The sequence below is a fragment of the Dictyobacter formicarum genome, from assembly GCF_016587435.1.
The window spans coordinates 1-23,445 of sequence record NZ_BNJJ01000048.1; the positions used below are offsets into that span (position 1 = coordinate 1).

9 protein-coding genes are annotated in these 23,445 nt (G+C 52.1%); all 9 read left to right on the plus strand.

Annotation, left to right across the window (positions count from 1 at the left end; genetic code table 11):
• Positions 1-17 precede the first annotated feature (17 nt).
• Complete coding sequence (locus tag JMI88_RS38570; RefSeq protein WP_201367411.1) at positions 18-4,271, plus strand: non-ribosomal peptide synthetase; 4,254 nt, start codon at positions 18-20, stop codon at positions 4,269-4,271.
• A 739-nt stretch (positions 4,272-5,010) separates the two neighbouring features.
• Positions 5,011-6,270, plus strand: coding sequence for a cation:proton antiporter domain-containing protein (locus tag JMI88_RS38575; protein WP_201367412.1), 1,260 nt, complete (start codon positions 5,011-5,013; stop codon positions 6,268-6,270).
• A 273-nt stretch (positions 6,271-6,543) separates the two neighbouring features.
• Positions 6,544-6,900 carry an ATP-binding cassette domain-containing protein gene (locus JMI88_RS38580; RefSeq protein ID WP_201367413.1) on the plus strand — a complete coding sequence of 119 codons (357 nt, stop codon included), beginning with the start codon at positions 6,544-6,546 and terminating at the stop codon, positions 6,898-6,900.
• A complete protein-coding gene (locus JMI88_RS38585) occupies positions 6,897-7,310 on the plus strand; it encodes a hypothetical protein (protein WP_201367414.1) in 414 nt (137 codons plus the stop codon). The genes JMI88_RS38580 and JMI88_RS38585 overlap by 4 nt, the downstream gene beginning before the upstream one ends.
• A 5-nt stretch (positions 7,311-7,315) precedes the next feature.
• Positions 7,316-9,712: an FtsX-like permease family protein gene (locus JMI88_RS38590; RefSeq protein ID WP_201367415.1), complete on the plus strand. Its 2,397-nt coding sequence runs from the start codon at positions 7,316-7,318 to the stop codon at positions 9,710-9,712.
• 859 nt (positions 9,713-10,571) lie between these two features.
• Complete coding sequence (locus JMI88_RS38595; protein ID WP_236023257.1) at positions 10,572-12,476, plus strand: ABC transporter ATP-binding protein; 1,905 nt, start codon at positions 10,572-10,574, stop codon at positions 12,474-12,476.
• Between the two features lie 42 nt (positions 12,477-12,518).
• On the plus strand, positions 12,519-12,779 hold the full coding sequence (locus tag JMI88_RS38600; RefSeq protein ID WP_201367417.1) for an acyl carrier protein: 261 nt from the start codon (positions 12,519-12,521) through the stop codon (positions 12,777-12,779).
• A gap of 18 nt (positions 12,780-12,797) precedes the next feature.
• Positions 12,798-14,312 (plus strand): amino acid adenylation domain-containing protein, encoded by a 1,515-nt coding sequence (locus JMI88_RS38605; RefSeq protein ID WP_201367418.1) that lies wholly within the window; start codon positions 12,798-12,800, stop codon positions 14,310-14,312.
• A gap of 78 nt (positions 14,313-14,390) precedes the next feature.
• The coding region (locus JMI88_RS38610; RefSeq protein ID WP_201367419.1) for a non-ribosomal peptide synthetase at positions 14,391-23,445 on the plus strand (9,055 nt) is incomplete at its 3' end.

Genomic DNA, 23,445 nt, shown 5'->3' on the forward strand with positions numbered 1-23,445 from the left:
CACAAAAGACGCTAATCTTGCAGGAGTGGAATACCAACCAGGGTGATCGCGCCCCGGCAATCTGCGCCCATCAGCTCTTTGAAGCGCAGGTGCAACGGACCCCGGAAGCCATAGCCATGGTCGATGACACTGGACATCAATTGAGCTATGCGGCTCTGGATCAGCGAGCCAACCAGCTGGCGCACCTGCTGCAATCACATGGCGTTGGTCCCGAGGTGCTCGTGGGCGTGTATCTACCTCGCTCCCTGGAGTCTATCCTCGCTTTGCTCGCCATTCTTAAAGCCGGTGGCGCCTATCTCCCCCTCGATCCCGATCTCCCTGCTGCTCGACTCTCCTTCCTGCTCCAGGATGCTGCCTGCTCCCTCGTCCTTTCCCGCTCAACCCTCTCCCTTCCTCTGCCTCCTCCCTCTCCTCCCATGCATCAGACGCTGATAACCCGCCTGGACCTCGATCGGCTCGGGTCCTCCCTCTCAGCACTGCCTCCGACCCCGCCATACAGCCCGGTCCTCCCCGCCAATCTGGCCTATATGATCTATACCTCCGGTTCTACCGGCACCCCCAAAGGCGTCGCCGTCACGCACCAGGGCATCGGCAACCTGGCATCCGCTCAGGCACACACCTTTGCCCTCTCCGCTCACAGTCGCGAACTGCAGTTCGCCTCTCTGAGCTTCGATGCCTCCGTCTCCGAGATCATGATGGCGCTCCTCTCCGGGGCAACCCTCTATCTGGCCTCCCAACAGCAGCTCCTGCCGGGACCCGATCTGCTCCGCCTCTTGCACGAGCAGGCCATCACCCATCTCACCCTGCCTCCTTCCGCGCTGGCCGTCCTGCCCCATGAGGAGAACACCCTGCCCGATCTGCAGGCCCTCATCGTCGCCGGCGAAGCCTGTGATCCCGACCTCATGTCTGTGTGGGCCACCACTCATCACTTCTTCAATGCCTATGGACCTACCGAGACCACAGTGTGTGCCAGTATCGCTGCCTGCCTACCCGATGAGCCTCTCTCCATCGGGCGTCCCATCACACAGACTCAGCTCTATGTCCTCGATGCCCACCTGCAACCTGTGCCCATCGGCGTCGCCGGCGAGCTCTACATCGGGGGCATCGGCCTGGCACGCGGCTATCATCAGCGTGCTGACCTGACCGCGGAACGCTTTGTGCCTCATCCCTTCAGCACCCTGCCGGGGCAACGGCTCTACCGCAGTGGGGACCGGGTCCGCTACCGTGCTGACGGCTCCCTGGAATACCTGGGACGGCTCGATGAACAGGTCAAGCTGCGTGGCTATCGCATCGAGCCAGGCGAGATTGAACAACTCATCCGTCAGCATCCAGGCGTGCAGTCCTGTGTCGTCCTGCTCCAGGAACATGCTGAAGCGGGGAAACGACTGGTTGCCTATGTGGTTCCTATGCCAGGTCATGACCTGTCGCTTGACGATGTACGAACCTATCTGCGGGAAAAGGTTCCCACCTACCTGATCCCCTCGTTTTTTATTCGCCTGGAAACGCTGCCCCTGACGACCACCGGTAAAGTCGATCGGCAGGCATTGCTTGCGTTCGCACCAACCGGGTCTGGTGCCCCGGAGAAGTCCCTGGCAGAGCCACTTACTCCGATTGAAGAGATTGTAATGGCGATCTGGCGTGAGGTAATGAGTATAAGGCACATAGAACGAGAAGGTAACTTCTTTGATCTTGGTGGTCATTCGTTGCTGGCAATACAAATCATTGCCCGCATGAGATCAGTGCTGCACATCGAGCTTCCCTTGCTCACTCTGTTTACCACGCCGACAGTTGCTGAATGGGCCCGCACCATCGAGGGACAGTTACAGGCGGCAAACGGTGTGCCGGCTCCTCCTCCGATCATAGCCACACATGAGAGAGAACTCCCACTCTCGTTTGCCCAACAACGCCTCTGGTTCCTCGATCAGCTCAGGCCCGGCCTGTCCGTCTTCAATATCCCTCTCATGCTCCATCTTCATGGCACTCTCTCCATCTCAGCTCTAGAGCAGAGCTTATGTGAGATTATCCGTCGTCATGAAATTCTACGTACCGTTTTCAACACCATTAATGGTCAGGCCGTCCAGACCATTAGATCAGCGCCCATTTCCTTATTATGTTATATTGATCTCTCGGGATTGGCAGCAGACAAACGCACAGACACGCTTATGCAAATTTCCCTGCAAGAGAGACAACATCCATTTCATCTAGAGCATGGTCCATTACTGCGTGCCACCCTGGTCAAACAAGACGAGCAGAAGCATGCCCTCCTCTTGATGATGCATCACATTGCCTTTGACGGCTGGTCTCAGAGCATCTTCCTGCGCGAACTCTCCACCTTCTACTCCGCTCTCCTGCACCAGCAACCTGCCCTGCTTCCTGCCTTGCCCATTCAATATGCCGATTATGCCGCATGGCAACGCTCCTGGCTCCAGGGTCCCATCCTTGACACCCTTCTGGCCTACTGGCGCTCACACCTCGCCGGAGCCACTCCCCTGCGTTTGCCCACCGATCGCCCGGCTCCCTCCTTGCGTACCTATCGCGGAGCACGCTATGCTTTTGATCTGCCCTCCTCCCTGACCGAGGCGCTCCTCTCCCTGAGCCAGCAGCAGGAGGTGACCCTCTTTATGCTCCTGCTGGCGGCTTTCCAGACCATCCTTCATCGCTGGAGTGGACAGGATGACATTGTCATCGGCACCGATGTCGCCAACCGCAACCGGGTTGAGATTGAGCCCTTAATTGGCTTCTTCATCAACCAGCTGGTCCTGCGTACTGATCTCTCGGGCAACCCCTCCTTCCGTACCTTGCTTACTCGTGTGAAGGAGACCACGCTGGGAGCCTATACCCATCAGGACCTCCCGTTTGAAAAACTCGTTGAGGTCCTCCAACCAGCACGCGATCTGCATCAGGAACCCTTCTTCCAGGTCAAGCTCCTGCTGCAAAATCGCGTGAGTGGCGCCGCGGCTGATGAGGCTCCTCATCTGCCTGAGTTGACCGTTAGCCAATTGACACTACCAACTGAAAGTATACAGTTGGACCTGATCGTCACCTTTTTACACAGTCCAGAAGGGCTCAAAGGTGCCTTTCTCTATAGTACCGATCTCTTTGATGAACCAACGATTACACGGATGGCACGGCATCTGACCATCCTGCTTGAGCAGGTGGTCCATGACCCTGACATCCGCATTGATGCCATTACCCTGCAATCATCAGCAGAAAAGGAGCAACAACATGAGCCACAGAAGGTGAAAACCCTGCGGAGATTCAAAGAGCTCAAGCCTAAACCCATCGACCTGCAAACCACACCCATCGTTCAGCAAAGCTATTTAGCAAGCGGTTCCACTCTCCCTCTCGTCTTTCGTCCTGGACAGGCACACACCAATCTGCTGGAGTGGGGCCAGAACAACCGTGCGCTGATTGAAGAGGAACTGCTCAAGCACGGCGCTATCCTCTTCCGCGACTTCGCCGTCCCCTCTCCTGCTGACTTTGAGCGCTTCGCCTCCTCCCTCTGTTCCGAACTCTTTAGCGGAAATAGAGAGGGAGATAGCGATCTTTATACATCACTATTCTATCCATCAACGAAAAAATTGCTCTGGCATAATGAGAATTCCTTCAACACCAGCTGGCCCAGGAAAATCTGGTTTTATTGTGCTCAACCTGCCAATGTCGGCGGCGAGACTCCCATTGTCGATAGCCGCGCCGTCTTCCAGCGCATCGACCCCGACATCCGCGAGGCGTTTGTGCGCAAACAGATTATGTATGTTCACAACTATAGCGCAGAGCTCGGATTATCCTGGCAAACCGCCTTTGGTACTACCGAGAAAGAGGAGGTGGAAGCCTATTGCCGCCAGTCGGCCATTGAGTTTGAGTGGAAAGATGGCGACCGGCTCCGCACCCGTCAGCGCCGTCCTGCCATCCTCACCCATCCTCTCAGCCATGAACTCCTCTGGTGGAACCAGGCAACTCACTGGCATCTTGCCTGCCTGGATGCCAACATTCGCGCGTCCTTACGCTCGCTCTTTGCCGAGGACGATCTGCCGCGCACCTGCTTCTATGGGGATGGCTCTCCGATTGAGGATGCGGTGATGCAGGCCATTTGCCAGGTCTATGCCGAGCTGGAAGTCGGCTTCCCCTGGCAGCGGGGCGACATTCTGATGCTTGATAATATGCTCGCTGCTCATGCACGCAATCCCTTTGAAGGATTACGCGAAATCTATGTCTCTACGGGCGATATGTTGAACCTGCACGATGTAGAGAAAGAGGTAGAGGATGCATAGCATATGAACGGATGCTGCTCGGTCATCATGAAGAACTCCTCTGCTCGCTCTAAATAAAGAAGAGTTTATATAACCGAGCGTGAGAACCCCCCTGTGCTTTAGTCGGGGGAGGATGTCAACATCATATCTTCATTCTTGAAACACAACCATTCCGGATGGCAGGGCAATCGCATCTAATTTCCCCCATCAAGAACGCGCAAGAGGTACTGGTTGTCCCGGCCAGCTTTGAGACATTTGGCACATGGATGCTGGATACTGCCGACAGTTGACCTCCTGCTTCTCCTATTGAGCCTCAGACGAATTCTTCCCGGGTTCATAAATCAACCAAATCAGTTTGCTCTGGATATGTCCGCCATTGGTTCCATGGTGGGATTGATAGCAGTCGTTGTTGCGCTCTATGCACTGGGTCAGTTTGTATATCGGGGGGGATCTCAACTCACGAAGAAGCGGTTACATGCGTGGGGAGCAATGAGCCCCGCGCAATATCCTGCAGTTTTTACGCTCGATCAATCAATTTTTAGGGTGGAGTGTCCTGATCATCGCAGCGATCCATGCCTTGTTTTATATGGTAATGTTGCAAAAATTTTTGAGCTGAGAAAATTGAACGGGCAATTACGGCGAAAGAATCGTTGTCACAGAGAAAAGGTGCTCGTTCTGCATCTTTTACTGGAAACATATGTTCGTGTACAATTCAATTACTGAGCTTTAAATTTTTTGCAACACTACCCAAGGAGGTACTATGCTTACAGGGCAAGTTTTTTTTCAGCTCATCGTTATTCTGATCATTGTGCAGCTTTGCGGTTATCTGTGCAAACAGGTAGGTCAACAATGGGTCATTGGCGAAATTCTAGCTGGCTTGGCCTTAGGCCCTTCTCTCTTGGGAGCGGTTCTTCCACAAGTCCAAACGTTTATCTTTCCAGCGTCATCTTTGCCAACGCTACAGACATTGGGGGATCTTGGTCTGGTGCTGTATATGTTTGGGCTTGGAGCACGCCTGGACACCCATCTCCTCTTGAGCCAGGGTAGGAAGGCAATGCTCACATCATTCAGTGGAATCCTCTTACCGTTTGCCTTAGGAGCATTTGTCGCCTTTTTTCTATTTCACAGCCTTGCAGGGCAGCATGCAACACAGATCTCCTTTCTACTCCTCGTTGGAACAGCCATAGCGATTACGGCATTCCCAGTGCTTGCCCGTCTGTTAACCGAGCGACAAATGCTCGGCACCAGAATAGGAATATTGGCACTGACCTGCGCAGCTGTCGATGATGTCGCGGCCTGGTGTTTACTCGCCCTGGTAATCGCTCTCGTTCATTCTCAGGGCTTGTTTTCCGTGGCAGTAACCATCGGACTGCTTGTCCTCTTTGTGATCGGCGCATTTCTGATCATCCGCCCATTTTTATCCTTTGTTGCTCGGCGTGATCATTCAGGCTCTATACAGGCGGTTCTCAGTCTCATCGTATTGCTAGGGTTTGCATCCATAACCAATGCACTCGGCATTCATCCGGTCTTTGGTGCTTTTTTGGCGGGTATTATTCTGCCTCGCAAGGGAATCCAGGTCGAGCTAGTCCGCAACATAGATCAGATCAATAGCTTGCTTTTCCTACCGCTCTATTTTGTCTACACTGGGCTCCACACACAAATCGGCCTGATTAATGGTCCCTGGCTCTGGTTGATTTGTCTTCTGATTCTCGCAATCGCCTGTGGAGGCAAAATCTTTGGCGGAGCCTTTACTGTTCATATCCTTGGCGAATCCTGGCGTGATGCCTTCAGTCTAGGAGTGCTGATGAACACACGTGGACTGGTCGAATTGATTGTTCTCAACATAGGTCTCCAGATGGGAGTGCTTTCGCCAACCCTCTTTGCCATGCTCGTCATTATGGCACTGATTACAACTATAATGGCATCGCCCATTCTGCCATTTCTTGGCTACAAACAAAAGCCCTCTATAGCCTCAAGTACTACTCAGCAAGATGCTGTGCCTACGCAAGAACAAAATTAGGCGAAGGTAAGACACCTCTCCATATGATGCTTGAAAGGGGTAGCACTCGAATTGGGCAAAAAACGCCTGTGGACTTGCAAATGGGGAAAAATCCAGAAATTCTCTTGTTTGTCAAAGTTCTGTCAGAAAACCTGGATATACTTTCTAAAACAGCAGGAAACAGTCGTACCACAAGACAAATTCGACATGGAGTAAAAATCGTGCAAAAGGTTAATAGCAAGATACCCAGACGATTTTACTGTTTGTATGATACTACAAAAAGGAGCTGACAGAATGCATAGTCTGAAAAAATATATACAACCCACTTCACCACAACAACACACTGCTTACGCATTAAAAGCGGGGAAACTTGCCGCCGTGCGCAATCACAAAATTGGCATAGTTTTTCAAGCCTATAACCTTATTACGACACTGACAGCGCAAGAAAATGATGAACCAACTGGAAATCTGGATGTACAGAATGACCAGAATATTCTCAACCTGATCGCGCATCTGCGTACACAGACGGGAAAAACCTTTATTCTTGCCACACACGACACGACCGTCGCACGTAATGCTGATCGTGTCATTCATATCGTGGATGGAAAGATTGCTCAGGTGGACGAACGGAACGGAGAAGCTAAGAGATGAAAGTTTCCCTCTTCCTTACGTATCCTCTCCGTTCTCTCCGGAGAGGAGGAATTTCTACATGGCTGGCAGTCATTTGTATTGCCATCGGAGTAATGGCAGTCGTTGCAATCCAACTGATCGGGATAATGGCAGCAAACGCATATGTGAATAATGCGCGCGCGGCTAATGGAGGCGATATTTCTTTGTCTGCAGGAGACCCCAATGCTCCGATCAAACAAAGTGACCTCGCCTTTTTCGATAAACTAAAACGCGTACAGATAATCACTAACTATACCCCGGTGAACATTGAGAGTGGCACTATAGATCAGGCACCTACACCACCACTGGGACTCTTTGTGCAAATTATTAATCCTCAACACTTCCCTTTAGTAACCGCTCCTACGTTTGTTTCCCCCCCTCTGGTTCGCTAGCAACCTTGCTTACAGGGAACCAGGCGGTCGTTACCCAGACATTTTTGACGCACTATCACAAAAAGATTGGAGATACCTTTAACCTCCAGATTCAATCTCTGCAAGCACAGAGCAGACCAGCGTATACACTTCACGTTCGCCTGGCTGGGGTCGTTGCGAATACAGCAGGTGGCATGTATCCTACAGGCAACACATTCATCCTGATTTCGTTCGCCGAGTATCAAGCAGCCAGTGCCTCTGTTCCGGTTACATATGACAGTATCAATATCACCACCCAGGATCAGGCTCATACCAATCAAGCAATACAGGCAATACAGCGACAAGTACAACAAGGGCATTTTCCACTTGTCACAGTACAAACTGTTAATAGTATTCAACGACAGTCCCAGGTTTCTACGGATCGAGAGACACAATTACAAGAACTGGCGGGCCTGCTTGCACTACTCATTGGGGGCCTTGGTATTCTCAACACAATGCGTGTATTGTTATCCCGGCGCACCATAGAAATTGCAATGCTCAAGACGGCAGGTTATAGCTGGAGGACACTTGCTTGCTTCTTTGGAGTAGAAACAGGTATCATTGGCCTCATCGGTGGAGTGATTGGCACCGGGATAGCGCTCGGTATCAGTTATGGTATTGTGACGACCATACTGGCAATCCCATTTCAACCTGACTTATTGACCATTGGAGGCGGCATCATACTGGGGGCGATCACGGCGCTAGGCTTTGGATTGTTACCCATCGTCCAATCCGCCGCAATCCGCCCTATCCAGGTTATGCGCGAGCATCAAAGCAGAGGCCCTACCATCACACGCAAACGTACATTAATTCTCTATTGCTTCATTCTACTCTTCTTCTGCCTCCTGGCCGGTATCATTTTGCGAAATGGGTTACTGGCATGTGCAAGCGTTTGTGGAACAGTAGTATTTCTGCTCTTTTTAGGGCTTTGCTTTCGTCCTATCATCTGGGGAATCAGCCTCATTCACCTCTCAGAGCAATACAGTGCAACCTACCTGATAGTGCTTCTCATCTGCATAGCAGCCTCAGCACTGGTATGTGTATTCATCCCAGTTATAGGAGGTATTGTATTGGGGCTTCTAATCATTGTACTGCTGATAAAATGGCTACCTCATAACTGGAAGATCAACACCATGATGGCATTGCGCAATATTGGAAGAAGTCCAACACGCACGACCATGCTCATGTTGCTTCTGTTTGTAGGTATCTTTGTGATTGGCAGCATTCAGATGATCGGGCAGGATCTTCAAAGTCAGCTTGCCATGAGTATGAATCAGTCGCTTTCCTCGAACATCGTCGTAAAAATCCCACAGAACCAAACGGGTACAATGCAAGCACAGTTGAGGAAGGTCCCGAATCTACGCTCCTCTCAAGCAACAATCATTGGAGCCACGACACCTGTTGAGATTAACGGTCAACCATGGCAAAGCCTTATTAGCAGGGCAGAGAACAATGACGCATCGGCAACCGGGATATTTTCATTTCGCCAGGCGCTCCGCAACTTCGACGGCGTTGAAGGTTATGACCTGGCAGATAAACAAGTGCCTGATTCACATACATTTCAGATCATGGCGGGACGGAACTTGAATGCTAGTGACGCTCAGACGCACAATGCCTTAATCCCTTATGCTCCTGCTCAGAACAACGCGCTCTCGCTCACCATTGGCAGTACTGTAACCGTAGCCGACACCGATGGAAAAACCCGCTCAACCTTAACAATAGTGGGAGAATACATGACATCCGGGATATCGATCGCCCATGTAGCTCCCATTTTGACCAGTCAGAATGTTGTCAGGGCCTTGGCTCCTACGACGGAGCAAGCGATCTTCTACCTGAAAGTTGACCCGGCAAAATTAGCACAGGCGGAAGCGTCCATTAAGAACGCCATACCTGCAGTCGCTTTTGTACAGACGCCAGCGAGTAACGCCGATGGCTATCTCCAGGTCGTCTCTACGATCACCCTGCTATTTACAGTGCTGGCCTCCTTTGTACTTCTATCCGGCATGGTTATTATGGCAAATGCCATCGTGTTGGACCTTTTAGAACGCCGCCGCGAATTAGGGATATTGAAAGCAATCGGGTATACACAGAAGATACTCCAGGGAGAGATCTTACTTGAATATGGGATCATCGGGGGTCTGAGTGCTCTCCTCGCCATCTTACTGATCACATTACTGACGAATTTTCTCGGCAACATCTTCTTAAATGTCACATCCTCAAACCTGGGTGTCAATGGAGCCACGGTTCCATTTACGTTTAGCACCAATACAGTATTGCTCATCGGCTTATTTGCCGGTGCAGTCCTGCTTGTGCTCATCACCTCTTTGTTCGCATGCTGGCGAACAGTGCGGATACGTCCGCTTGATGTGCTACGTTACGAATAAGGGATTTGCGCATACCGACAGCAGCGGATGATCCGTTACTGTCGGTATGTAAATACCATGAATTGAGAATCTATTGAGCCCCAACGAAGCCTCTTCATAGCCCCTAAAAGTCTTTGATAGCCCCTGGACTATTTTAGATAGCCTCTTTCCAGCCGTTTCTTCCTCCTGCACTTCCTTGTATACTCAATGCAGGTGATTTGGAAGCACTATGGAACGAAGATAACACTGCTCATTAATGTTCATCGAGAGATTGCGTCTTCTCAAGCAGTTATTGATCGTGCATCACCTCTACCCTGTTCGTTGTAGCGCATGCTCCGACAGAAGAGAATGAAACATAACGTTCTTCTTGTACAGATAAAGACATTGTACAGGAATGACGGAGTATGTCTGAGACAACATCCACCTGGTGAAACACAAACCATATCAATCTTCAATAAAGGATTTCTTATGGAAGCGACTAAAACCAGTGGAGTACCCCAGTCCTTCTGGTAGCGATACGCGCTTTGTCATTCATTAAAGTGCACACTTTTCTTCGCGCTAGTTTCCACGTCCGGTCTACCATCTCTCCCATTGAAGATACTATTTTCCGGAGTGAACCTCATTTTTTGCAGCTCAGCTAGAATCTTTCTTTTTGCGCATCAGTTCATATACAGCTATGTATCTCACAGGTATGTCCGAAATTCTGGCGTATCCAGACAAACGGTACATGACAGCTGCAAAGAGAAAAAGATCTAGCACTCATTTTATTACTATTCACTTGAATATACGAGAGGGATGAAAGATCACGGCACACGTAACCAACCTCTCTGAGATATCAACTCCTAGTCAGATATAAGAGGATCGTATGGAATTTAGTCGTATGGCAGAATATGCTGAGGAGCAGAAGAAACGTGGACGCAAGGCAGATCCACACACAATGCAACGCATCCTGCTGGCCTTTCATCCTTATCCGTTTCGCATTATCCTTATTTTGCTGGCAATCCTTGCCACAACCCTGCTGAGTTTAGTCAATCCTTTTGTTATACGTCTCATCTTTGATGTTGCTTTTGCCAAACGCGACTCTACACTCCTGTTTTATTGCGTGGGAGTTCTCATTATAACCCCTGCCATCTCCGGAGTTATTGGCGTTGGACAGACCTACTTCAGCAATGCTGTGGGTCAACAGGTGATGTATGACTTTCGCGATAAACTCTATGCCCATTTGCATCGTATGTCGTTCCGTTTCTTTACCTCCACGCGAATCGGTGAAATTCAATCACGTCTGTCTAATGATATCAGCAGTGCACAAAATATAGTAATTGATGCCTCAACGACGATCGTCACCAACGTTGTAATGGTCCTGAGTACGGTCATCGCGATGATCTTTATCAGTCCGCTGTTAACACTCATCACCCTTGGCCTGCTCCCTTTCATTCTCTGGACAACGCACAAGGTTGGTAAAGCGCGCAGACGCAACCAGATGTCAATCCAGCAAAGCATAGCAACACTGACAGCATTTTTGCAGGAAACGCTCTCTGTCAGCGGAATCTTATTGATCAAAACGTTTGGTCGCCAGAAATTTGCGCAGCAACAATTTCAGATCGAGAATCAACGCTTAACTAACCTCACGATCCATCGACAAATGATTGGTCGCTGGTTCTTCATGCTCGTTAGCGTCATTATGGCTGCGACCCCTGCCATAGTTTATCTGGTAGCCGGCTTGCAAATCATCCATGGGTCACGGGGGATCGCGGGCATTACGCTGGGTGGTATTGTCGCTTTTACGACTCTACAAACACGATTATATGGTCCGCTCACACAACTGCTGGGGATGCAGGTGGAGGTCCAGGGGGCGCTGGCGCTTTTTGATCGCATATTCCAATATCTCGACCTGCCAGTTGAGATACAGAATAAGCCAGATGCACTCGATCTATCTGATGAGCAAGTGCGAGGAGAGATCAAATTTCAAAACGTATCATTTACCTACAAACAAGAGAAATCTGAAGCTCTGGAGCAACTTTTCGCGTCTAAAAAAGAACAGCCCCACCCACCTGTAGAGGCACAGATAGTAAACGCGGCACCTCGTCAGACACTCCATAATCTCTCGTTTCACATTCAACCGGGTCAGTTGGCTGCACTGGTAGGTCCAAGTGGCGCGGGAAAGACCAGTATCACCTATCTAGTCCCACGTATATTCGATACTGATGAAGGCACGGTGACCATTGACGGGCACGATGTCAAAGACCTCACTCTGGAATCACTCAGCAATCTGGTTGGTATGGTGACCCAGGAAACGTATTTGTTCCATGCTTCAATCCGCGATAATCTCCTCTATGCACGTCCGGATGCACCAGAGGAAGAAATAATTGCCGCCGCCAAAACTGCTGCCATTCATGAACGTATTCTCGAGTTGGAGGAGGGCTACGACACTCTGGTTGGTGAACGCGGTTACAAACTTTCTGGAGGTGAGAAACAACGCCTGGCTATCGCCAGAGTGCTGCTCAAAGATCCGCGTATCCTCATTTTGGATGAGGCTACAAGCTCACTCGATAGTAGTTCTGAGCGCCTAATACAGGCAGCGCTTGAGCCACTGATGAAAAGCAGAACAACACTGGCTATCGCCCATCGCCTCTCGACAATCCTCGCCGCCGATCTGATCCTTGTGGTAGACAAAGGCGAGATTGTCGAATCTGGTACGCACCAGACGCTCCTTCAGCAAGGTGGACTATACAAAAAGCTTTATCAAGAACAGTTTGCCAATGAGCTCGATAAAAAAGCGATTTAGCTCTTGTTTGTGCATTCTATCAAAAAATATGGAGAACATGCCATGCAGCGATCTGAAGTTATCGAACAGGTAAAACACTATATAGCTGAAGTCATCTTAGATGGCGATGACACAGACTTAAATGAGGCTACACCTTTACTTGAGTGGGGTGTCATTAATTCCCTTGAACTGGTAGGATTGCTCAATTTCATTCGGCGACAATTTCATGTTGACATCCCCAGTGAAAAAGTGACTGCCGAGCATCTGGCTAATCTGGCAACCATCGCAGAACTTATCATGGATCAGGCATCTGAAGTAAGGTAAGGAAGTAGAAAACAAGCAGTGAAGAATCTGGTAGATCTTGTTATTCATAATGCGACACAAAGCCAGGATGCAGTAGCCATAAACGCAATCGATGGCATAGTAACGTATGGAGCTCTGGATAACCTGGCGAATCAATTTGCCAGGGGATTGACCCGGCTGGGAGTACAGCGCGGAGATCGTGTGGGTATCTGGCTGGAAAAGTCCACTTATACAATCGCTGCGATGCAAGGAGTGCTACGGCTTGGTGCTGTCTATGTGCCACTGGACCCATTAAGTCCGCCTTCACGTATCAGTACCATTATAAATGATTGCACGATCCACGTGTTGATTACTATGCAACAACGAGCTAGCGGGCTGCGCGCGACTGCTGATCTTCCACTCCTTACCTGTCTCTGTCTGGATAGCCCTGAAGATGATTCCAACTGGGAGTGGTTACAAACATTCTCTACAACACCCTATAAGACTGTCCCTACCGCTGAGAATGATATGGCGTATATCCTGTATACGTCAGGTTCAACTGGCAAACCGAAAGGTGTCTGTATAAGTCACAAAAATGCACTGGCCTTTGTGGAATGGGCCGTTTCTGAACTGGATATCACCCCTTACGATAATCTGGCGAATCATGCCCCGTTCCATTTCGATCTCTCTGTCTTTGATATATACGCAGCATTTTATCGCGGTGCAACGGTCTGCCTGATTCCAGATGGCTTCTCATACATCCCCCATCGCCTTGTGCGTTTTCTGGTCAATGAGGCAATTACTATCTGGTACTCTGTACCATCGGTTTTGATTTTAATGATGGAGCAAGGGGGATGGCTGGATATAACACACCATTCTCTTCGTGCCATTCTCTTTGCAGGAGAGCCTTTTGCAGTGAAACAGGTACAGAGGCTAAACAAGCGCTGGCCTGAGCTAGACTTACTCAATCTTTATGGGCCAACCGAAACGAACGTCTGTACCTTTTATGCTATATCAAGGACCCAATTAGAGCAGAACACACCGCTTCCCATTGGTCAGGCTTGTTCTGGCGATACAGTCTGGGCGCAAAAGGAAGATGGCTCGGTTGCTGGTCCCGGTGAAGAAGGGGAGTTGATGGTCAAGGGTCCCACAGTAATGATTGGCTATTGGAACCAGCCTGTTCATGGCAATCAACCGTACGCAACCGGAGATCGAGTACGTTTAGAGAAAGATGGTAATTACTTTTATCTGGGACGGCGGGACCAGATGTTGAAGGTACGAGGCCATCGCATCGAACCCGGTGATATCGAAGCTATACTGGAACAACATCCTCAGATTCATACAGCGGCAGTCGTTGTGACGGGTTCAGGCCTTGACGCACGTCTGATGGCCTTCATAGTCTTCGACACCCCACAGGCCCCATCCTTGTTGGAGATCAAACGCTTCTGCTCGGAACGCTTGCCTCGTTATATGATTATAGATGTTCTCACTGTACTCCCAGAACTCCCCCGCACTAGAAATGGCAAAATTGACCGTCTGGCACTCATGCAAGTAGCACAAAAGCATAAAGGATGAAATCCTGATAGCATTTATCGTGTCCAGGCTCCGAGATAATACTCCTGGGGCATGGAAGGTTTAGGAGTAGACAACAAGATGCAATCATTCACCGTTAAAAGTTTCCCTTTGTCTTTACAGCAAACTCGTCTCTGGTCCATGTATGGGGAACATTCCGCATTTCATGCTCAATGTGCGGTATTAATCGATGGCTCGCTGCACATTACGATGCTGCACCATGCGCTCCAGCAGGTAGCAGAACAACATGAGATTTTGCATACGGTTTTTGACTGCTTGCCAGGTATGGACCTCCCGGTCCAGATTGAGGCGGAGAGTCTACCAGCGCCTTGCCCGGTCATCGATCTTACGAAGATAGATACCATGCTGCAAGATTCAGTGATCGATGCAATGTGGGAGCATTATCAATCTCGTCCATTTGATCTTGTGCGAGGACCATTAATATATTGTACGTTATTGCATCTAGCTCAGAATAAGTATCTGTTGTTGCTGCGCCTGAGCGCGTTTGCTGCTGACACCACGACACTACGCGCATTTGTGCATCAGCTCAGTCAGACGTATACAGCTCTGCATAATCAACACAACTTAACAGACGAAGAGCCACTACAATATGCTGATATTTCTGCATGGCAAAATGACTTGCTGCAAGAGGATGAGGCAGAGTCACACAAAGCGTACTGGAATAAGCAGAAAGTGGACCAGGCTCCGACGCTCCACCTGCCCGGTGAAAAGGTTGATTTAACATTACCCTTCAATCCTGCAACCTGTTCGCTGGCTGTAGATACAGCGACATCGGTTCAAATTGTACAGGTAGCCCAGGAATATCACGTCACTCCGGCGGCGTTAGCGCTGGCCTGCTGGCAGTTGTTGATTGAACGTTTAAGTACAACGCCCTCATTTATCGTTGGGATTGCCTGTGATGGTCGATACTATGAAGAGCTTGCTGATGCGCTCGGTTTATATATCCGTTATGTACCCATGAGCGCAACCTTTGAGTACGATCAGCCATTTGCACAGGTCCTGGCTACCGTCCACAGGTCCCTGGAAGAAGCAAAGAAACGACAATACTATTTTGTCGCCAACGCGGAGGATGTGCCACCATTTCCCATAAGCTTCACGTCGGAGCAGTGGCCAGAAGCCTTTCCGGCAGCGGGTGATGTACGCTTTCAGTTGTTCCGACGCAGTGGTTGGCAAGAACCCTTCCTAATCCAATTATCGCTTCTGGAGATGGGTACACAGATTCAGCTTGAGTTGCACTATGATCAGAGTCGTCTGGAAGCCGCCACGGTCCAGCGCTGGGCAGCCGGACTCCAACGCTTACTAGATGTGGTCCTGGCGATACCGACCACAGCGCTGAGCCAGTTGCCCACCATCGGCAAATCAGAAGCACAGTGGCTGGACCTGCAGTTGCAGGGAGAGAGGCTCTCGATCCCAGCTGATCCCTGGCATGCGCTCTTTGAGCGCCAGGTCACCCGGACCCCGAAGGCACCGGCGCTCCAGAGTGGGCAACAGCAGTGGAGCTATCAGCAACTCAACGCCCAGGCCAATCAGCTCGCACACTTCTTGCAAGCTCAGGGCGTGAGCTCTGGGACCCTGGTAGGGATGTGTTTTCCACGTGGGGGACAGATGATTGTCGCACTGCTTGCCATCCTCAAAGCTGGCGGCACCTATGTGCCTTTCGAACCAGAACAACCCGCCGCACGTCTGGCATATATGACGCAGCAGACGCAAATGCCCTTCCTGCTGACGCTCCGCAAGGTGGCAAGCTCGTTGCCGCTCCCGTCATCCTGGTCTGGGACCCTGCTCTGCCTGGATGAGATAGATACCTCCCTTCAGACATACCCTCAGGACAATCTGCCCTGGCAGGGCAGCGAGCAGGATCCGGCCTATGTGATCTACACCTCCGGCTCCACCGGGCGTCCTAAAGGCGTCATGGTTCGGCATCGCAACTTGCTCAACTACACACAAGGACTGTTGACCCGCATGCAGGCACAGGCAGGATGGCACTTTGCCACCGTCTCTACCCTGGCCGCTGACCTGGGCAATAGCGCCATCTTCGGTGCGCTGGGTAGCGGTGGTTGCCTGCATGTCTTTGACTATGAGACGATCACCCAGGCCACCGCCTTCGCGCAGGCCATGCACGAACAGCGCATTGATGTGCTCAAGATCGTGCCCACCCACCTCTCCAGCCTGCTCGCCGCTCTGCCCGAGGACGAGCAGCGCCAGTTGCTCCCCCGCCAGCGCTTGCTGCTGGGTGGCGAACGCGTCTCCGGTCAACTCCGCTCCCGGCTTGGAGCCCTGGCCGGCACCTGTCGCGTCTACAACCACTATGGACCCACCGAGACCACCATTGGGGTGCTCATGGGCGAGATGGACCTGCAAGAGGAAGGCGAGGAAGTGCCTCTTGGTCGTCCCCTGGCCAATAGCTGGTGCCTGGTCCTGGATCGCTGGGGGCAACCAGTTCCTCAAGGCGTTGTGGGCGAGCTTTATATAGGAGGCGCTGGCGTCACTGCTGGCTACCTGGCAGATCAGGCACAAAATCAGGAGCGCTTCGTGAGCCTGACGCAACGGCCGGGTGAGCGGGTCTATCGCACTGGCGATCTCGTACGCATGCGTGCTGATGGGCAACTGGTCTTTGTGGGACGCCGCGATAGCCAGGTCAAACTGCGGGGCTATCGCATTGAACTGGCCGAGATCGAAGCCGTGCTCGGTGCGCATCCTCAGATCCGCGAAAGTGTCGTCCTGATGCGAGAAGATGAGCCTGACACGCCCTTCCTGGCAGCCTACCTGGTGGCCCGGAAACGGCCGGAGCCCTCCGAAGAGGAGATCATGCAGTATGCACGCACCCATCTGCCTACCCCCATGCTTCCATCTACACTCACGTGGCTGCCCACGCTCCCCCTGACGTCCAATGGCAAGATTGATCGTCAGAAACTACCACGACCCACCCGCTCCATGCATAACCACGCAGGTTCTGACGCTGCACTTGAGGTAGCAGCGCACCAACCACGAACGCTTCTGGAAGAGCTCATGCAGGCTATCTGGCAGGAGGTTCTCAAGCTCCCGATCCCGGATGTCCAGGAAAGCTTCTTCAATATGGGAGGACATTCCTTGCTGGCCACCCAGGTAGTCTCCCGCGTACGCCTGGCCTTTGGGGTAGATCTCTCCATCGTAGATTTCTTTGCAGAGCCAACGATTGCAGGAACTGCTCGACAGGTCGAAATAGCACTGCAAGGAGGGAACCAGGAGCAAACACCCGGGATGCAACGCGCCTCTCGTGAACATCCGCTTCCACTCTCCTTCGCCCAACAACGCCTCTGGTTCCTCGATCAACTGGACCCCACCAATACCGCCTATAATAAATCCATCTCCCTGCAATTAGTGGGAGAGCTAAATCGTCGTGCCCTGGAACAGAGTCTGCAGACCATCATCAGCCGTCACGAGGTCCTGCGCACCATCTTTGAGATGCACCAGGCGCAACCAGTCCAGGTTATCCAGCCGATCACATGCTTCCAACTTGTATTTATTGATCTCAGCGGACTCCCCACACAGGAGGCAGCACATCTGGCCCAACAGCTTGCCAAACATGAAGGCCAGCAGATCTTCAATCTCGCCCATGATTTGCCAGTGCGAACCAGGCTGATCAAGCTCAACGAGACAGAGCATCATCTGGTCTTGACCCTGCACCATATTGCCTCGGATGCCTGGTCCAATGGCATCTTTGTCCGCGAGCTCAACACCTTCTATGCCGCCGCCGTCAAGACTACAGCCATAAGCGTCAACGAGCCCTTACCAGCCATATCATTACAGTATGCCGACTTCGCCGCCTGGCAACGCTCCTGGTTGCAGGGCCAGGTACTTGAGGAAAAGGTACACTACTGGAGAGAGCAGTTGGAGGGGCTGGTGCCCAGCGAGCTACCAACAGATCGACCTCGATCACAATCTCCAACATTTCGTGGCGCAAGGTATGCACTGTCCTTCTCACCAGAGCTAACTGCCGAGATTAGAAAGCTGAGTCAGAAAGAAGGGGTGACCCTCTTTATGACCTTACTGGCGAGCTTCCAGTTATTGCTTGCCCGCTACACGCAGGAAACAGATATCGCCGTGGGTACGCCGATCGCCAATCGCCATCGCGCCGAGATTGAGCATCTTATCGGGTTCTTCGTCAATACTCTGGTCTTGCGCACCGATCTCTCGGGCAGCCCCTCCTTCCGGGAACTCCTCAAGCGGGTCCGTTCCATGACCTTACGTGCCTATGCCCATCAAGATGTCCCCTTTGAGAAGCTGGTAGAACTCTTACAACCCGAGCGTGATCTGAGTCGCTCTCCACTCTTCAATGTGCTCTTTAGCCTGCAAAATGTCCCTATGCCATCCAATGAACTACCCGGTTTGCAGGTTCACATCAGTGAGAATGAGAATAGAACAACCAAGTTTGATCTGAGTGTGGATGTGATCGAACATGAACAGAGCATTTCGTGCATAGTAGAATACTTTACAGACCTCTTTGATCAAGCGACGATTACTCGCATGCTCACCCATTGGCAGCAACTCTTACAACATATCATCACTGATCCTGAACAATCAGTTGATACCATTTCGATGCTCTCAGAACAAGAGTTGCATCAGATGCTCGTTGATTGGAATGCAACAGCGGTGGAACAGGTTTCAGATCCCGGTTTCCAGCCTCGCTTCGAATTGGTAGCAAAGGAAAAAGCTGATCACATAGCAATAGCGCTGGATGATACCTATCTGACATATGAAAAACTAAATCAACGAGCCAACCAGCTGGCACACCTGCTGCAATCACATGGCGTCGGTCCCGAGGTGCTCGTGGGCGTGTATCTGCCTCGCTCCCTGGAGTCTATCCTCGCTTTGCTCGCCATTCTTAAAGCCGGCGGCGCCTATCTCCCCCTCGATCCCGATCTCCCTGCTGCTCGACTCTCCTTCCTGCTCCAGGATGCTGCCTGCTCCCTCGTCCTTTCCCACTCAACCCTCTCCCTTCCTCTGCCTCCTCCCTCTCCTCCCATGCATCAGACGCTGATAACCCGCCTGGACCTCGATCGGCTCGGGTCCTCCCTCTCAGCACTGCCTCCGACCGCGCCATACAGCCCGGTCCTCCCCACCAATCTGGCCTATATGATCTATACCTCCGGCTCTACCGGCACCCCCAAAGGCGTCGCTGTCACGCACCAGGGCATCGGCAACCTGGCATCCGCTCAGGCACACACCTTTGCCCTCTCCGCTCACAGTCGCGAACTGCAGTTCGCCTCCTTGAGCTTCGATGCCTCCGTCTCCGAGATCATGATGGCGCTCCTCTCCGGGGCAACCCTCTATCTGGCCTCCCAACAGCAGCTCCTGCCGGGACCCGATCTGCTCCGCCTCTTGCACGAGCAGGCCATCACCCATCTCACCCTGCCTCCTTCCGCGCTGGCCGTCCTGCCCCATGAGGAGAACTCCCTGCCCGATCTGCAGACCCTCATCGTCGCCGGCGAAGCCTGTGATCCCGACCTCATGTCCGTGTGGGCCACCACTCATCACTTCTTCAATGCCTATGGACCTACCGAGACCACGGTGTGCGCCAGTATCGCTGCCTGCCTACCCCATGAGCCTCTCTCCATCGGGCGTCCCATCGCACAGACTCAGCTCTATGTCCTCGATGCCCACCTGCAACCTGTGCCCATCGGCGTCACCGGCGAGCTCTACATCGGGGGCATCGGCCTGGCACGCGGCTATCATCAGCGTGCTGACCTGACCGCGGAACGCTTTGTGCCTCATCCCTTCAGCACCCTGCCGGGGCAACGGCTCTACCGCAGTGGGGACCGGGTCCGCTACCGTGCTGACGGCTCCCTGGAATACCTGGGACGGCTCGATGAACAGGTCAAGCTGCGCGGTTATCGCATCGAGCCAGGCGAGATTGAACAACTCATCCGTCAAATTCCCGGTGTGCAGTCCTGTGTCGTTCTGCTTCAGGAGCACGAAGGTCTTGGCAAACAACTGGTCGCCTATCTGGTCCCGGCCCCCGGACAGAACCCATCCTCCGACGCCATCCGGCTTGCGCTGCGCGAAAAGGTGCCTCCTTACCTGATCCCCTCTTTCTTCATCATATTAGAGGCGTTACCGATAACCACCACCGGCAAAGTCGATCGGCAGGCATTGCTTGCCTTCACGCCGGCATGGTCGCAGAGCAGCGAGACCGAGGGCAGGCAGGAAGAGCCGCTGACTCCTATCGAAGAGCTCGTGATGATGGTCTGGCGTGAGGTCATGCATGTGCCACAACTGACTCGCACCAGCAATTTCTTTGCCTTAGGCGGACACTCCTTATTAGCAACACAGATCGCGGCACGGATACAGACACTTGTACAAATCTCTCTCCCTGTAAGGACGCTGTTTGAGGCCCCAACGATCGTAGAGCTTGCCGAGCGGATTGAACAGATATCGCGGCACGAGCATGGAGTAAACCTCCCACCACTGGAACCAATTCCGCATGCACAATCAGTAACACTCTCTTTTGCGCAGCAGCGGATGTGGTTCTTACAACAATTGGAACCACATAGCTCTCACTATAATTTACCGATGGTGATGCGTTTATATGGAGCCCTGAACACAAAAGCACTTGAACGCAGCCTGATCGAAATTATTTGCCGACATGACAGCCTGCGTACAACATTCAAAATGGTAGATGGAAACGTTGTCCAATTCATCGAGCCTACAGCCATCTTTCAGTTGCGACAATGTGACTTACGCCGACTGACCACACCCGAGCGTGAAGTAGTTGCTCGTAACCTTATTGAGGAAGATGTTGAACGTCCATTTGCACTGGATCAAAAACCTCCATTGCGTGGGATATTGATCCGGTTAGATACCAATGAACATATCCTCGTCGTGATCATGCATCATATTATCTCCGATGGCTGGTCTAATAGTCTCTTCCTCCATGAACTGACTACTCTGTATCCAACCTTTCAGCGCAATATGCCCGCGCAGTTGCCGGCACTCAAGGCTCAGTATGCGGACTTTGCCCTCTGGCAACACGCCTGGCTCCAGGGTGATGTGCTTGATCGCCAACTTGACTACTGGAAACAGCAACTTCAGAATGCGACGACCCTTGCTCTGCCAACAGATCGACCGCGCCCTCTCGTCCAGAGTCACGAAGGAGCACGTGAAGTATTCGTTTTACCCACGACACTGAGCGACAATATCAAGAGTTTAAGTCAACGTATGGGCGTGACGCTGTTTATGACCCTCTTAAGTAGCTTTTATGTCTTGCTCTATCGCTATACCGATCAAGAGGATCTGCTGGTTGGCACTCCCATCGCCAATCGCCATCTCGCCGCCACAGAGTCCATCATCGGCTTCTTTGTCAACACCCTGGTCATGCGGGCCAACCTGGCCGGCAATCCTACCTTTGAAGCCTTGCTGACCCAGGTTCGGGAAATAGCGCTCGCCGCCTATACCCATCAGGACGCGCCTTTTGAGAAGGTCGTCGAGACCGTGCAACCCGAGCGCGATCTGAGCCGCACACCATTGTTCCAAGTCCTCTTTACCCTGCAAAACTTCAGTAGTCCAGACAGAGATTTTGGAGGAATCCATGCAGAGAGCCTGGAGATCCTCTCAAAAAATGCGAGATTTGATCTGACCCTTTCAGTCCTGGAGAACGAGCAAGGGTTACGCTGTGAAATGGGCTATAACCGTCATCTCTTCGATCCCGGTACCATCGTGCGGATGAGCCACCACTGGCAGACCCTGTTGCAGGACTGTGTGGCACGATCAGGATGTGCTATCTCCGATCTCACCCTGCTGACTCCGGAGGAACACCGCTTGCTGCTACAAGGGAATCGTCAGCCTTCGCAGATCCAGCCATCATCGCTCTGTCTTCATACGCTCATTGAGCAACGCGTCGAGCGTATCCTGGACACGGTCGCCGTTGTCTGTGCCGACCAGCAACTGACGTATCACGCCCTCAATACCCTGGCAAACCAGGTCGCGAATCTGCTGAGGCAACGTGGGGTGGGACCAGAGATCCCGGTTGGCATCTGTTTGCCTCCCTCTCCGTTGCTTATCGTGACGGTGCTGGCGGTGTTGAAAGCAGGAGGAATGTATATTCCGCTTGATCCAGCTCATCCACGTGAACGACTCGCTCGCATTCTTCAGGATGCTCAGGCTTCCCTGGTGGTGACACAGCGGAAGTTCTCTGAGATCGTGTCGCTGCCAGAGGAGGGGTGTTTCTATCTGGATCAGCAGTGGGACCTTCTTCAGGAGGCACCAGGTGGAAATCCGGAAAGTTCGGTGCAGGTGATGAATGCCGCCTATGTGCTGTATACCTCTGGGTCAACAGGCACCCCAAAGGGTGTCATGGTTGAGCATCGTGCACTGTTGAATTACGTCCTGGCAGCCAGCGAGCGCGGATGTCTCGAGAAGGGGGTGTATGCGATGGTGCAGCCCTTTACCGTTGATTCTTGTCTGACTATGCTCTTTCCCGCCCTGCTCACGGGAGGGGTGCTGCAGTTGTTCTCAAAGGAAGAGGCCCTGGATGTTGAGTTCTTGGTACGCTCTTTTACGGAGGCTCCCGCTGACTATCTCAAGATTGCCCCGTCGCATCTGGCTGCGTTATTGAGCGAAGAGATTGCGGACAAGGTGTTGCCTCAACGCACACTCATCGTTGGTGGAGAGGCCTCCTCGTGGGAGTGGTGCACGCGCGTGCAGGCTCGTATGGTTCAGGGGTCTACCATGTTCAGCAACTATGGCCCGACCGAAACCACGGTAGGAAGCCAGATGTATCAGGTGCAGGGAGGGCCTGAGGGGGTCACCTCCAGTAATACGCCCCTTGGGGCGCCATTGGCGCAGGTCGAGATCTATGTCCTTGATGCGCAGTATCAGATTGTCCCGATTGGCGTGGTGGGGGAACTCTATATTGGTGGTGCTGGATTGGCACGCGGCTACCTGAGACGTCCTGATATCACCGCCGAAAGATTTCTCCCACATCCATTTGGACAGGAGCCAGGAGCCAGATTATATAAAACTGGCGATCTGGTGCGTTGGCATGCTGATGGCAATCTGGAGTTTGTTGGACGCCGAGATGAACAGATAAAAATCCGGGGCAATCGGATTGAATTGGGTGAAATCGAGGCGACGTTGC